12 protein-coding genes and 1 pseudogene are annotated in these 15,286 nt (G+C 37.0%); 7 read left to right on the top strand and 6 right to left on the bottom strand.

Translation table 11 applies throughout. From position 1 onward, the window contains the following. Positions 1-65: 65 nt before the first annotated feature. Positions 66-173: pseudogene (locus tag FTU71_RS14690) on the top strand (type I restriction enzyme endonuclease domain-containing protein); the annotation flags it as partial. Positions 174-289: 116 nt separating this feature from the next. Here the strand turns inward: FTU71_RS14690 and FTU71_RS03385 are convergent. From FTU71_RS03385 to FTU71_RS03360, 6 genes are all read right to left on the bottom strand, one after another. After that, on the bottom strand, positions 290-1,369 hold the full coding sequence (locus FTU71_RS03385) for a hypothetical protein (RefSeq protein WP_180111426.1): 1,080 nt from the start codon (positions 1,367-1,369) through the stop codon (positions 290-292). Positions 1,370-1,396: 27 nt separating this feature from the next. Continuing rightward, positions 1,397-2,575 (bottom strand): inovirus-type Gp2 protein, encoded by a 1,179-nt coding sequence (locus FTU71_RS03380; RefSeq protein WP_180111424.1) that lies wholly within the window; start codon positions 2,573-2,575, stop codon positions 1,397-1,399. Positions 2,576-2,889: 314 nt separating this feature from the next. Further along, positions 2,890-3,123, bottom strand: a complete 234-nt coding sequence (locus FTU71_RS03375; protein WP_079283084.1) for an AlpA family transcriptional regulator — start codon at positions 3,121-3,123, stop codon at positions 2,890-2,892. 60 nt (positions 3,124-3,183) lie between these two features. Beyond that, positions 3,184-4,227, bottom strand: coding sequence for a hypothetical protein (locus tag FTU71_RS03370; protein WP_180111422.1), 1,044 nt, complete (start codon positions 4,225-4,227; stop codon positions 3,184-3,186). A 974-nt stretch (positions 4,228-5,201) separates the two neighbouring features. After that, positions 5,202-6,518: an anaerobic sulfatase maturase gene (locus FTU71_RS03365; protein ID WP_180111420.1), complete on the bottom strand. Its 1,317-nt coding sequence runs from the start codon at positions 6,516-6,518 to the stop codon at positions 5,202-5,204. Between the two features lie 98 nt (positions 6,519-6,616). Continuing rightward, positions 6,617-8,326: an arylsulfatase gene (locus FTU71_RS03360; protein ID WP_180111418.1), complete on the bottom strand. Its 1,710-nt coding sequence runs from the start codon at positions 8,324-8,326 to the stop codon at positions 6,617-6,619. A gap of 495 nt (positions 8,327-8,821) precedes the next feature. Between FTU71_RS03360 and FTU71_RS03355 the strand changes: the two genes are divergently transcribed. The 6 genes from FTU71_RS03355 to FTU71_RS03330 all read left to right on the top strand — a co-directional run bounded on the left by FTU71_RS03355 (position 8,822) and on the right by FTU71_RS03330 (position 15,280). After that, positions 8,822-10,276: a 2-hydroxymuconic semialdehyde dehydrogenase gene (locus FTU71_RS03355; RefSeq protein WP_180111416.1), complete on the top strand. Its 1,455-nt coding sequence runs from the start codon at positions 8,822-8,824 to the stop codon at positions 10,274-10,276. A 48-nt stretch (positions 10,277-10,324) separates the two neighbouring features. Continuing rightward, a complete protein-coding gene (locus tag FTU71_RS03350; RefSeq protein ID WP_180111414.1) occupies positions 10,325-11,677 on the top strand; it encodes an aromatic acid/H+ symport family MFS transporter in 1,353 nt (450 codons plus the stop codon). A gap of 24 nt (positions 11,678-11,701) precedes the next feature. Continuing rightward, positions 11,702-12,496 carry a 2-keto-4-pentenoate hydratase gene (locus FTU71_RS03345; protein ID WP_373684929.1) on the top strand — a complete coding sequence of 265 codons (795 nt, stop codon included), beginning with the start codon at positions 11,702-11,704 and terminating at the stop codon, positions 12,494-12,496. Between the two features lie 65 nt (positions 12,497-12,561). Continuing rightward, on the top strand, positions 12,562-13,494 hold the full coding sequence (locus tag FTU71_RS03340) for an acetaldehyde dehydrogenase (acetylating) (RefSeq protein ID WP_180111403.1): 933 nt from the start codon (positions 12,562-12,564) through the stop codon (positions 13,492-13,494). An 11-nt stretch (positions 13,495-13,505) separates the two neighbouring features. Further along, a complete protein-coding gene (gene dmpG, locus FTU71_RS03335; RefSeq protein WP_180111400.1) occupies positions 13,506-14,519 on the top strand; it encodes a 4-hydroxy-2-oxovalerate aldolase in 1,014 nt (337 codons plus the stop codon). Continuing rightward, positions 14,519-15,280, top strand: a complete 762-nt coding sequence (locus FTU71_RS03330; RefSeq protein WP_180111398.1) for a 2-keto-4-pentenoate hydratase — start codon at positions 14,519-14,521, stop codon at positions 15,278-15,280. The genes dmpG and FTU71_RS03330 overlap by 1 nt, the downstream gene beginning before the upstream one ends. The last annotated feature ends 6 nt before the right edge of the window (positions 15,281-15,286 follow it).

The following is a 15,286-nucleotide window of genomic DNA, read 5'->3' as shown; positions in this document are numbered from 1 at the left end:
GTTTTTAAATGGCGTTAGGGGGCATTTTTACACTGCCGATAACATGCTCAGCTGAGGATATTAGTCGTCCTACTTTGCAGCGTTGGAAGTATCCACCTGATAAATCAGCCGAAGCAATTGAGTTGGTGATGAAGCAGGCTGAGACCTTGTCAAATGCTTGGACGAGTGCTTAACTAATAATTCGATATTAAAACCACTTACTAATAAATTATATTGAATAATATTAATAGGTTAGTTAGAGAAAATAAATCCAACGAGCAGACAGCTCGTTGGATTTATTTAGTTTATATCAACCGTATTGATGTTCAATTCGCACAGTAGCTCTATCCCCATCAACACGCATCCAATAGTCAGTACCGTAAAGATGTGCTTTTAAACGATTTAACCTTGGAGCAATGCCAGACTGATTTAAATCGTAATAATTTAAATGTTGTCCTTGGAACATTGGAGCTACACCAGCATTCATTGATGGTACGTCACCATAATAAATACTGTGAGTAATCGTATTTTCAAAAAATGGACTGAGAGATTGAAATAATTGAGTATCTGCCCAATCATCTATATCTGTGTATTCTTTTTTTACAAAGAAAATCAGTCTTTTACTTATATCACCGATAATATCGATCTCATTTTTAGACAGGATGCCAATCACATCATTTGAATCTTTGTTCAGCCAGACCGCTTTTATGATTGGCTCTACAAGATCAGCCAACATTTCATTCTCCGTTTGACCCTTGAATTGTTCATCGCCGAATTGAGGCATTTTCCCTGTAGCTGTTTTTAATTGAACAACAATAGAGTGAACTTCGAATCTTGGAGATTCATCAATCATTATATCGATAAAGCGATTTATATCACCTTGAGATTTTACATACATGGCTCGCCAAGAGTTAAATATGGTGGTGCTGTTTCGCGTACCACATCGAACCTTAAAGTCTGAAAAACAGATATCTACAGCTTTTTCATAGTATTCACGATTTATAAACTGACCACTGGAAAGTTGGTGTGCAGTCAAGGTTTCAGCCATGAGCTTGATCAAAGGATTGACCGTCATATTCCTAAAGCGTCCATTCACAAAGGGATTAAAGGTGTAATCGTGTATAACTGGTATCACTAATTGCCCCAACTTGGTTAGGTATAAATCAGGAAACCCAGTTGGCATCCCAGTGGGTTGATGCGTAAATATTTTTAGGTTCTTTGCTGAACGTATTTTTTTTGCCATGGTGTTATACATTGAAAGTGCAACTGGCTGTATATGCGGTGGATAATTTGTAAATCCTCGATTTCCAGCTTTGGTCACATGATTCAGCATTTCCAGAGAATCAAATTGTTCTTGGGCAGTTAAAATATCACGGGCATGGATTGGCATGAATGTCTCCCATATCATAAAGATGATTTAAAAATTTAAATTGAGTTGTTGAGCGTATTTACGTGGACGACCAGCATTTGATGTTTTTTTGGGCGCTTCACCGAGTTGGAATCCTCGTGCGCCTTTCATGTTGGTAAAGTCAAACAGTTGTGAGGTTTTGCAGATGTAATCAAAGGTTTTATACAGATATCCGAGCTTTGTAGTATCTGCATAATGAACCATGCCAATTGCACAGTGACGATAAGAATCCTTCTTCATGTTGCAGATATAGCTTGTACCTTGGCCCTGTGTAACTTTGTTCCATAATTTCCCAATACCTTGGGCGAGGGTAATATCTTCTAAATTTTTATCCCCATTGAACAGGAAGTAACAGTGAACATGAAACCCCGTGCGGACGGTATATTCGAAGCGTAAGATATAACCCACCACCATTTTCATGACTGGATTATTCCGTTTGTTATTCAGTAGTTTTTTTACACATGCCTTGATGTGGACTAGATCATGCTTGGAATGAATTTCTTTCAGGCTATAAGCATTTTTCAGTAAAGTCTGTTGATCTCGCATAAGGGATAAATCCATCCGCACGACCAACAATCTAGAGTAGACTTTCAGTAATTGTCGAATGTATCCAACGCAAACCATTTTCATCTTTTTACAATGATTATTTTGGTCGCTGACTTTTTTTTTGACTTTGGGATCATTCATATACGACTTAATCAATTCTACAAAGTGTAGAAAGTCATCAACAAACGGCTGAATAATTTCAAGATGATGTGATGACCCAATGCCTTGAGTTGCCAGTTCATTGAATTCATCTTGAGTAAGTTGAGATCGAGCATGATCAAACGCAAGACAGGCCATACCAGGCTCTATCTCTGGAGGTGTGTATGCATAAAGCAGTTCAAAGAAACTTTGCATTAAAGGTTCAATGGGTTTTGCAAATTTACGAAAAAAACGATCAGTTAAACCGTGCTGTTTTACAGTTAATATCTTAACAATAGGGGTTTTACACTTCAGAACAGCTTGCACAAACTCAATTTTCTGCAATATCGGCATAACGATATTGTCTAGATGATGGATGACAACTCTCTGGTTTTCACCGTGATTCAGTACTGTGCGTTGATGATCAAATTTCGCTTGCTCTAGAAGCTCATGATCAAACATCGTAAACAGTCCAGCTGTATTGGATAATTTGGGTTTAGTCATGTCTAAGCCTTGAATTAAATGGAATTGACTTAAAAACACAACGATTAAGTAAAGCTTTCCCTTGGACACTGTGCTAAGGCAGTGCCCATGCGGGAATATCATTCGGTTAAGTGATAGATGTTTTCAGTACTTGTATTTATATGAACATTGATCCAATCATTCAAACTGTATTAAATACATTTAAATAATTGAATAGTATATAAATAGTATATAAATGATATAAATACCGTAATCCAAACCTATAGCGAATCCGAAGAGCTAAACTCAAAAGTTGCGCGAATCGTGCATGTTTTTGAGAAACTGCTTGTACAGAATTAGCTCACCGAAGCAGCTCGATTTCGGCTGGACATTTTGTTTCTAATCCACTCCTCAACTTCGCTGAGTAACCAACGTGAAGCTCTATTTAGCTTAATTGGTTTTGGAAAATCAGGGTCGTAACGTTTCGAGCGCGGGTTTAGCCGGTCATAAATTGATGACCGAGATAAACCAATCAGTTTGATAAGCTCATGAAGTCTAAGCATTTGGATAGTAGCGATTGATGTGTTCATTTTTACTCCTTGTAGATTAGTTTTGGACTAATCAAGGAAAAAATAAAACATTAGAGATCACTAAAAGTTCGTCAACGGGGGAAATGATAAAGATATGCTAGGATTTTTTTGAACTATGCATTTTTGCTTGAGTTTTTCTTTTAGGTCGGGTCTTTCATTTAAGTAAGCCTTGCTTCTTTCAAAGGGAACTTTGGGGTTATTAAAAGTTTTTAGTTCATTTTTTAAAGTTTTAATTCTACTTTCAATATTTTCCTTCCTATCATTAAACGATTCAAACTGCTCATAAAAATCAGTAAGATTCTGCGATGAATAGAATGACGTAGACGAAACAGGCTTGCCTTGTTTAAGTAATGTCATTTGTTCAGGAACAGATAACGGTACAATGGCTTTATTATGAGTAAAGATCAAGCATTCTTTATGTTTAATTAACATAGTTCTTAATAAACTTTCTAAGTGATTAATCTCATCTTGGATGGATTGAGAAATTCTTGCACTCACTTTCAAATCTAAGTCTATGTATATTTGGTTTAAACTATTAAACTTTTGACCTCTATAATTCTGAATATAATTTTCTACAAAGTTGTAAAAGGGTTGTTTGCGTATGCGCTGAAAATTATATTTTTTGAAGGAATTAGAGACCCCTTGTTCTAAAAAGTCCCTTAAAATAGGGGGGAGATTTTTCTGATTCATGCAATCTGCATGTGATGAATAAGCAGTTCGAATGGCTTTGAGTTCAGTTTGAATATTTTCTAAAGCATTAGCTTTAAGTGAGAATCTAAATTTACGAATAGCTTGAAGTACTTCGTGATAATGTTTGGGGCGATATTCGAAATCAAGCTTTGCAACTTGATCATTTCCTTCTTTATCCGGAAAAAATACTTTAACAGGTTTGTTACAAAGCCTTTTGATTTTATCTTCTTCCAACTCTTGGAAATAACCTTCATCAATCAAGGTGTATATTGCCTTCCTTAAATCTTCTTCATTAGATGCCATGAGGATAGATTCATGGGAACCTAAAAATGGAGTCGAGCAGATTTTTTCAAAAATAAATAGCTCTAGCATGTTGATTATTTTAATTTGATTATCTAGCTGATTGTTTAGCATGCTCACTCCTGTTCATACAGAGCTTATTATTTCATTACAGTTTTACCATTAAAAAAGCTTTAGTAAAGCCCTAATTTCTTTACAGATTTAGCCATTTTTATATACAGACTTAGTAATTAATATATTTTTTATTAGTAGGTTACGGGGATAGTTAATAAAAATTAATTTATGTAACAGATTATTTAATTTAATTGATTTTAGTAGTTGGAAATGAAAAATATAGAATATAATTTCTAGGAAAATATTGAATGCTTTGGGTGAAAATATGTTTGATTATATTTTAGAATTTTTTATAAATGAGAATTTTTTGAAAGTATAGTGAATAGCCACCAAAATTTTAGTCACATCAAGCTCACTATTCGGTGGGGGTGATGTTTGTTTTTGGATATTACGAAGTTAAATTACTTGCTTTTTTTACAAACAATAAAACTTATAATTGATCTAGAAAGTCATTTTCACCTATATCTTTTCTAATCTTCCATCATTTAAAAAATGGCACTGCTCTATATTCTGATTAATAAAAATGGGTTGTTGTCAGCATCCCACTATCCTAGACATAAGTCTTCTGGACTGATCCTATTCAGATGAGAATTGCGCCTAATTCGATTGTAAAACATCGCGATATAATCATACATCTGCACGAGCTATTTGTTGTGTTTTATAGAACCTCATTTTAATTCTCTCATTTTTAAACTACTAAGAAAGGGTTCCGCAACATTATGATCCTAACAAGTTCCACTCATGACCAAATTACGTCTTGTACGAAATTTCCATAATTCTCATTGCTACATTATGAACTTTGATCTGATTATAGGCTTATATAGCCTGCGTTGTTAAACTCCCATAAAATTGAATCCAAATCGATTTTCTCGGCAAGAGTCAAGTTTATTGATCAAATAATAACTTTCCTTGAATATAAATCAAGAACTAAAGCGAAATTTAACCATCCTTAACATATACAGATAATATAATTATTATAGATAACAGAGTTGTTCCTTAACTTTAGGCAAATCTTGTATTATTTTGCTATAGTAGATTTTAAAGCCTTGACATAAATAATTAAGCCCTAATTCACCATCAGGGGTTTTAACAAAGCGATCTTTTGGGCAATCGCCATAACAAAGGGGTAAAAATTGACATTGTTTGCAGTAGTTTGGCAAAGTACTTTGTTTTAGATACCCAAATTGCTGTTGTTTGTTACTAAATGCCAAGTTACCTTCATGATTTTCTAAAATGTTACCTAGTTTATATTCAGGATAAGCAAAGTGATCACATGGATATAAGTCCCCATTATATTCTAAGGCTAACGCTTTACCACAAATAGGAGCTGTGGTGCATTTTTGATAGCCGTGACCCAACGCTTGAGCAATTGTATTTTCAAAACAGTCTACAAATACTTTGCCAAAATCATTAGCAAGCCACTCACTCCAGATGGTACTTAAAAAATTTCCCCAATCGGTAGGTTCAACTGACCATTCGGCAACTTCTAGAATGTTATTTTTAGAATATTTGTTATTATTAATTGGCTGATAAATTATATCTTGTTGAATTGGCAAACTATCTGTTTGCCACAGTAAAGGAGCTTGAGTGTGGTAATTAGTTGGTTCAACCCCAGCCAAAAACTGTATCATACGTGGCTTTATTTTATCCCGTAAAAAACGATATACTTCAAGAGGATATTTAGCATTTTGACGGTTGACTACACACAATACATTAAAAGGAATTTGATATTCTTTTAATAAACTTACAGCTTTCATAACTAAATTAAAGGTTGGTTTATCATTTTTAGTGCGACGGTAAATATCATGAAGATCTTGGTCACCATCAATTGAAATTCCGACCATGAAGTCGTGCTGTTTTAAAAATTGACACCATTTATCATCGAGCAACAAACCGTTTGTTTGTATGTCATTATAAATTTGCATATTTTTTGGGCGGTAAGCATTTTGTATTGCTATTACTTTTTCAAAAAATGCCAGTCCCATGATAGTTGGTTCACCACCTTGCCAGGTAAAAGTAACTTCATTATTACCTTGATGTACCTCAATATACTGACGGATATGTTCAGAAAGCACTGTGTCCATCATACGGGGGTGATCGGCTTGCTGCAATAAATCCTGTTTATGGAGATAAAAACAGTAATCGCAATCAATATTACACATCGCACCACTCGGTTTTAGCATAGTGTGAAAGCGGTAAGTCTCACCATTTGGCAAGGGTGGTAATTTCAGCGTTGGCGAGGAAAATGGTTTTCTAGTATTGGTATTAATAGTCGGAATTAGTTGGCTCATGGCTTGACTCTTGCTGTAATTGGAATAGTGGCTTTATTTAGATAAAAACATCAAAATCCCCAAAAAATTAGAGATTTTGATTTATTGCTAGTTTTAGTTTATTGAATTTTACTTGGTGAAACTTCTACTACACCAACTTCTTTGGCGTAATCATCATAAGCTTTGACCATTTTCTCTAAAATTCGTGGGTTTTGTTTAGCGATGTCTTTGGTCTCACCAGGATCTTTAGCTAGATCAAACAATTGCCAAGTATCTTGTACGATTTTATCGCTCGTAAGACCATGAATAGTATCAAACCGTGAAGTAGAAAGGACCTTATAGTTACCCATTCGTACTGATTTACCACCCATACTCTCAATCACTCGTGGTTGTGCCGGGCCTTCAAATTTAGTGGTAGATTTTTTAAGTTGTGTCACAATACTCTTACCAGTTACTGGGGCTTTACCATTTGGAGTGATTCGCTTTACACCAGCGATATCGAGTACGGTTGGGGTGATATCAGTGATGTTACTATAACTGCCTGAGATTTTACCTTTGCTAATTTGGGCGCCTGCAATGATAAGTGGCGAACGCATTCCCCCTTCGCTTGTGTAGCCTTTAAATAATGAAAATGGTGTGTTAGACGCTTGAGCCCAGTCTGGACCTGTGGAGATATAGCTATTAGCACGTCCCATATTAGCGAAACTGTTATTATGTGTTTCATTAACCCATGCCCCCCAGCGTTTGTCTCCTTCACGAAAAGCCCCTGCTGCACCATTATCTGACATAAACATGATTACAGTATTCTCTAGTTCACCACGTTTTTTTAAATCGTTCATCAAACGCCCAATATTGGCATCCATATTATCGACCATTGCAGCATAAACTTGCATACGACGTGCAAATTCATCACGTTCTTTTTGACTAAGTGATGACCACTCAGGTGTACCAATAAGTTCTGGAGCTGTAGCATTTTGATTGATTAAGCCCATCTTTTTTACTGCATTAAATCGCTTGTTCGCTAACGCTTGCGGTCCATCAGTGTACATACCAGCATATTTATCAATGAACTTTTGCGGAGCTTGGAGAGGTGAATGTGGTGCGGTGTAAGCAAGGTATGCAAAGAAAGGCTTGTTAGCAGGTCTGTTATTAATTTCTTGGATCAAAAAATCGGTATAGCTGTCTGATGAGAAAAAGTTAGCAGGTTCATCAATGTATTTACCGTTTAGGCGATACATTTTAAGTCCATTCGGGTCTTTGTAGTTACCATAAACAACTTGTTTACCATCTTGGGTTGTTTGGCTTGGGAAGTGATAATACTCACCACGTATCATTGTAAATGATTTATCAAAGCCCTTCTGACTTGCATCTTGCTCATCGTTAGTCCCTAGATGCCATTTACCCGACATGATGGTATGATAGCCAGCACCTTTAAGATATTCAGCAACAGTCACAGCTTTATCATTAAGATAACCTGCATAGCCCTGTGGGTTACCTTCACGTTGTTCTTTAGTGGTGATTTCGCTTAGATTTCCCACGCCTACTAGATGCGGATCTGTACCTGTCAAAAGAGCAGCACGTGATGGACCAGAATATGGGGTGGCATGAAAATTGGTAAATTTTACTCCATTATCTGCAAGAGTTTGCAAATTTGGAGTCTTGATCTCACTGCCAAAAGGAGCAATATCTGACCATCCCATATCATCTGCCAAAATTACAATAATATTGGGCTGTTTAGCTGGTTCTGAACTAATAGTGGTTTTTGCTGTAGTGACGGTTGCCGTCATGCTGGCTAGAATGGCAGTGGAAAGTAATAAACGCTTATTCATAACAACGTCCTTGTGTTGAGTTAGTGGAGGAGAAATCAATCTAGTCTAAAAACTTATATTATTTCAAGGGCTTTATACTGTTTAGAAATATCTGAGATAAAATTAAAATAAATATATGAAAATAAAAGATAAAGTTAAAATACACAATGTTGACAATGCTTTAAACAATATGAGGATTATTTTAAATAAATTATAATATTCAGTTGCTTATATTTGTTATTTGTTATTTGTTAATCACTATTTTTATTTTTAAAATAAAATGAGAATAAGTGTATCTTATAATTTCATAATTTTAGTTCCGTATTTTATGAAATATTTTAATAAATATTTGAATTTATTGTTTTATTATTTTAATTATTCGCAATATTTCACATTTTTAGATATAACTTTTTGTTATATGTTGAATATATGAATTCATTTTACGAAACTTGGTAGCAGTCCCTAAACTTCATGCAATAAGAAAAGATTTAGAAATTTTAAAAGCAGGAGCGAAAAATGCAGTGTGGAATATTGCCTTTATATATCGATGGAAAATTTGTTATTTCAGGACATACATTTGACAACATCAATCCAGTTAATGGTGAAACCATTAGTTTAATTTCTGAGGCTAATGAAGTACAAGTAGCTAGTGCTGTTAAAGCTGCACGTTCTGCAGTTGAGGGTGAGTGGGGAGATTTCTCTCCAGCTGAAAGAGCACTGTATTTACGTAAAATAGCTGACGGTATTGAAGCTCGTTTTGAAGAGTTTGTAGCTGCTGAAGTAGCTGACACTGGCCGTCCAGTATATTTAGCCCGAACTTTAGATGTGCCACGTGCGATTGCTAATTTTAGAACTTTTGCGGATATCACAGCATCTTTTGTGGGTGAAAGTTGTGAAACAAAATTGGCAGATGGACATTTGCTTAATTATACCGTGCGTAAGCCGTTGGGTGTGATTGCAGTAATTTCACCATGGAATCTCCCAATATTATTATTTTCATGGAAAGTAGCACCAGCTTTGGCAGCAGGAAATGCAGTTGTTTGTAAACCCTCTGAAGAAACTCCTTCATCGGCAACATTACTAGCAGAAGTAATTGATTCAGTAGGTCTACCAAAAGGGGTATTTAATCTTATCCATGGTCGTGGTGCTACGACGGGTGCTTATTTAACCACTCATCCCGATATTGATGCTGTGTCTTTTACTGGCAGCTCTAAAACCGGCTCCACAATCATGAAAACTGTTGCTGATGATGTCAAAGAAGTGTCATTTGAGTTGGGTGGGAAAAATGCAGCTGTTGTATTTGCAGATGCTGATTTTGATGCTGCAGTCGAAGGTGTACTCAAATCCAGTTTTTATAATAGTGGTCAAGTGTGCATGTGTAGCGAACGTGTGTACGTACACGAAAGTATTTTCGAACGTTTTGTTGAGGCACTTAAAGAAAAGACAGAGGCTTTATCTTTAAATCTTCCCGATGCAGAAGGAGTTAATTTAGGTCCATTAGTTTCATTTGCGCATCGTGAGAAAGTACTCGGCTATTTCAAACTTGCAGAACAGGAAGGGGCAAATGTAATTACCGGCGGTAAGGTGCCAACTTTTGGAGATGAGCGTGATAAAGGAGCGTTTGTACTACCAACGATATGGACAGGTTTGTCTGACGATGCGCGAGTGATAAATGAAGAAATCTTCGGACCATGTTGCCACATTGCGCCATTTAGGGATGATGATGAGGTATTAAAGCGTGTTAACAATAGTGATTATGGATTGGATTGTAGTATTTGGACAACTGATCTCAGTCGAGCCCATCGTTTTTCACGTAAGGTGCATGTAGGGATTGTATGGGTCAATACTTGGTATTCTCGTGATTTGCGTACACCTTTTGGGGGTGCTAAACGCTCGGGCTTAGGTCGTGAAGGTGGTATCTTTTCACTAAATACTTATTCAGAAATCACAAATGTTTGTGTGAAATTTTAGTTTGCAATGGATTGATTGAAAGTAGAACCAAGGATAGAAGGGAAGATAATGAAAACATTGGATATTCAAACCATTATAGATCGTCCGAAACTGTCAAAATTGCAGTGGGGCGTTTTTATTCTAGGCTGCCTAATTATATTAGCTGACGGATTGGATGCAGGCGCAATTGGTTATATTGCTCCAACCATTAGTGAAGAATGGGGCATTTCTAAAAAGGATTTGGGCCCAGTATTAAGTGCGGCTTTAATAGGTATGTCATTGGGTGCTTTGATTTCAGGTCCACTAGCTGACCGACTAGGCCGAAAATGGATCGTTATTCTGACTACAGGATTATTTGGTGTTGCAACCCTTTTATCTGCAACTTCTGAGAATTTATCACAACTTTCTTTTTGGCGATTTGTAACAGGTTTAGGGTTAGGTGCTGCGATGCCAAATATTGCAACGCTGTTAGCTGAATATATGCCCCAAAAGCGTCGTGCTTTGATGGTTAATTTAATGTTGAGTATGTTCCCATTAGGAGCGGCATTAGGAGGTGTATTTTCTGCCCTATTGATTAAAGATTTTGGCTGGCATTCAATCTTGGTCGTAGGTGGTGTGATGCCAATCATTTTAACATTAATATTGATTTTAATGTTACCTGAATCTATCCAATTTTTGATTCGTAAAAACAAACAAACAGAAGCGAAAAAAGTTGTTGCACGTATTCAAGGTTATAATTTATCACCTGACATAACTTTGAGCTTACCCGTAATAGAAAGTCAGCAGCAAGCAAACAAAACAAAACCTGTTTCTATGGTGCTCTCAGCAAAGTATATGATTGCTTCCTTTACCTTATGGCTGTGCTGCTTTATGAGTCTGTTGGTATTTTATCTTTTAGTAAGTTGGATGCCTACCATCTTGAAAAATGCAGGTTTTGGTGTGGAACAATATAGTTTACTAACGGCTATTTTCCCCTTCGGTGGTGTGCTCGGTACTATTCTTATTGGTTTGTTAATGTATAAGTTTAATCCGAATCGTGCATTGATGGTGGTGTATATCTTGGCTGCATTACTACTGATTGTCACGGGGCTATTAAGTCAAAATATTTATCTTCTAGGTGGATTTATCTTTCTTGCAGGAGCTGCCTTAGTTGGTGCGCAGTCTTCATTACCTTCTTTGGCTGCGATCAGTTATCCAGTGCAATGTCGTGCAGTAGGGGTGTCGTGGATGCATGGTATAGGACGCTTAGGAGCGATCACAGGTGCCTTATTTGGTTCATTGATCTTCTCGCTTGATTTTAATGTTCATCAGATTTTCATTATGTTGGCTATACCAGTCCTTATTTCAGCAATCGCATTATTCATTAAAGGTCGAGACCACTCGAATAAAGTCGATTCTATTTACTCTGAAAAATCGGCCTAAGTAACTATATTAAAGGAAAAAATGGTGTCTGATATGGATTTTCTTAATCAAGTAGCTGAACAGCTATGGAATGCTAAAAATAATCTTCAGCCATGTTTGCCACTAAGTAAAACATTCAAGGACTCTCTGAGTGTGGATGAAGCTTATCAGATCCAACAAGTTAATTTGGATCGTGCAATCAATGAACAAAACAAGCGAATTGTTGGTAAGAAAATTGGTCTTACGTCAAAGGCTGTACAGAAACAGTTAGGTGTGGATCAGCCTGATTATGGCAGTTTGTTTGCAGATATGATCATAGCAGAAGGTCAAACAGTTAGCCTGACTAATTTATTACAACCTAAAATCGAAGCAGAAGTTGCTTTGGTACTCAAACAAGATTTACTTCACTTCGATAACACTCTTATTGATTTAATTAATGCTGTTGATTATCTGCTACCTGCAATTGAAATTGTCGATAGTCGTGTAAAAGACTGGAAAATCAGTATTGAGGATACCATCGCTGATAATGCTTCATCTGCTTTGGTGGCATTAGGTCAAAAACCAGTAGCTCTAAAAGATGTTGCATTAGACAAAATTGGTATGGCGATGTACTCCCAGGGTGAATTGGTGTCATCAGGTAATGGGGCAGCTTGTTTAGGCAACCCATTGGTAGCCGCACTTTGGCTGGCCAATACCATGGCAGAGAGGGGCAATCCACTCAAAGCAGGTGACTTAATCCTTACAGGTGCTTTAGGGCCAATGGTTGCTGTTAATAATCCTTCTACATTTACTGCATTTATTCAGGATTTAGGTGAAGTAAACATCACGTTTACCGAATAGTTGGTTTCATTATTAACCAAGTATTTTTATTCAGTGATGTATTGAGAATATCTAAGGAAATTGTTATGGAAAATCAAAAAATTGGTGCCGCTATCATCGGGTCAGGGAATATTGGTACTGATCTAATGATTAAAATAATGCGCAACAGTAAATACTTAAAATTTGTTGCAATGGTCGGGATAGACCCAGAATCAGATGGTCTAGCACGAGCCAAACGAATGGGGGCTGCTGTCACTCATGAGGGGGTTGAGGGGTTGGTCAAACTCCCTGAATTTAAAGAAGTAAAAATTGTATTTGATGCAACTTCTGCAAATGCACACATCAAAAATAATGAAATACTACAGCTTTATGGTGTTCATGTTATTGATTTAACACCCGCTGCTATCGGTCCATATACTGTGCCTGTATGCAATCTGGAAGATAATCTTTCGGCACCAAATATTAATATGGTGACCTGTGGTGGTCAGGCAACTATTCCTATTGTATCTGCAGTAAATGATATTACTCCCGTATTTTATGCGGAAATAGTGGCATCAATTTCGAGTAATTCAGCTGGTCCGGGTACGCGAGCCAATATTGATGAGTTTACTGAAACTACTGCTGCAGCGTTACGAGTTTTAGGAGGTGCAAAGTCTTCAAAAGCCATCATTATTCTAAATCCTGCTGAACCTCCAATTTTAATGCGAGATACAGTGTATTGCCTAGTTACTGGCAATAATTGCAACGATGAAATAAAAACGGCAATAGAAAAGCGTGTTGCCGAAGTAGCTACGTATGTTCCTGGATATCGTCTGAAACAAGATATCCAGTTTGATCCTATCCCTAGTGATGAGATTGATCTTTTCCCAGAATTAAAAGGTAAGTCTGGTACAAAAGTTTCAGTCTTTTTGGAAGTAGAAGGTGCTGCACATTATTTGCCTGCCTACGCTGGAAATTTAGACATTATGACTTCAGCGGCTCTAGTTTGTGCTGATGCGATGGCTAAAAATATTCAATAAGGAAGAATGTGATGACTGAATTATATATTTCTGATGTGACGCTGCGTGATGGCGCTCATGTAATGAAACATCGCTACAACATTTCACAAGTCAAACAAATTGCATCTGCACTTGATAAAGCTGGTGTGCGTTCAATTGAAGTAGCGCATGGTGATGGTTTGGCGGGCTCAAGTTTTAATTATGGTATTGGTTCACATACTGATATGGATTTAATTGCTGCCGCTGCTGAATCTGTAGACAAAGCATTAATTGCGACTTTATTAATTCCAGGAATTGGTACGGTACATGACCTTAAAAATGCTTATGCGTCCGGTGCACGTGTAGTACGTGTTGCAACCCATTCAACGGAAGCAGATGTGGCTGCTCAACATTTAAATTATGCACGTGAATTAGGCATGGATGCTGTTGGTTTTTTGATGATGTCTCATATGACAGCACCTGAACGTTTAGCACAAGAAGCACTAAAAATGGAAAGTTACGGTGCAACCTGTATTTATATTACTGATTCAGGTGGGGCTATGCTTATGGAGGATATGCGCGCTCGTGTACGTGCCCTTAAAACTGTATTAAAACCAGAAACACAACTTGGAGTTCATGCTCATCATAATTTGAGTTTAGGTATTGCGAATTCGATTGTTGCAGTAGAAGAAGGTGTACATCGTATTGATGCTTCGCTCGCTGGACAGGGAGCTGGAGCAGGTAATGCACCTTTAGAGGTATTTATCGCATGTGCAGAAAAAATGGGATGGAGGCATGGTTGTGACTTGACGGCATTGATGGATGCTGCTGACGATATTGTGCGTCCGTTACAGGCACGTCCTGTACGTGTGGATCGTGAAACATTAGCTCTAGGTTTTGGAGGTGTTTATTCTAGCTTCCTTTTACATGCAGAACGTGCAGCAAAACGTTATGGCCTGAAAACTTTAGATATTTTACTTGAAGTTGGCCGCCGCAAAATGGTTGGTGGGCAAGAAGATATGATTACAGATGTTGCATTAGATTTAATTAAACAAAAGGGATTGTAATGAATATTCAAACTTGTGCTGAACAATTGCACCAAACACGTTTAAACAAAAAAGAAATTTCTTCATTACGAACTAATTTTTTATTTGATTTGGAGCAAGCTTATCAGATTCAAGAGTATGGTTTGCATCTACGTGAGCAGCAAGGTGAAAAATCAATTGGTGTAAAACTTGGTTTTACTAGTAAAGCCAAAATGCTACAGATGGGTGTGAATCATTTGATTTGGGGGGGGCTAACTGATGCCATGCAAGTTCAGGATGGTGGTTCTATAAATTTGAATGATTTTATTCATCCACGAATTGAGCCTGAAATTGGTTTCTTGACAAAGAAAGACATTAATCTCACTTTAAATATGACGAATTGCCTTGACTATATCGAAGGTGTTTTTCCAGCACTTGAAATCATTGATTCACGTTATCAAGCATTTAAGTTCAGCCTCGAAGATGTGGTTGCAGATAACACTTCTTCAGCAGCATTTGTAATGGGGCAACTCTATCCGACTGATCATTTTGAGTCCAATATGGGTGTTCTGTTAAAACAAGATGGGCATATCATTGAAAGTGGTACGACCGCTGCAATTCTAGGAAATCCATTGCAAGCATTGATCCAAATTTCTGAACTCTTACAACAAAGAGGCAAAATTCTACCTGCTGGATCAATTATTTTAGCAGGTGCAGCAACAGCAGCTATTCCTCTGCATTCTGGTCATCACTATCAAGCTGAAATCAATGGACTTGGTTCAGTATCTGTTTCCGTCAATTAAGAGAAC

Source organism: Acinetobacter sp. YH12136, assembly GCF_013418545.1.
GTDB lineage: Bacteria > Pseudomonadota > Gammaproteobacteria > Pseudomonadales > Moraxellaceae > Acinetobacter > Acinetobacter towneri.
This window is presented reverse-complemented; position numbering and strand designations above follow the sequence as displayed.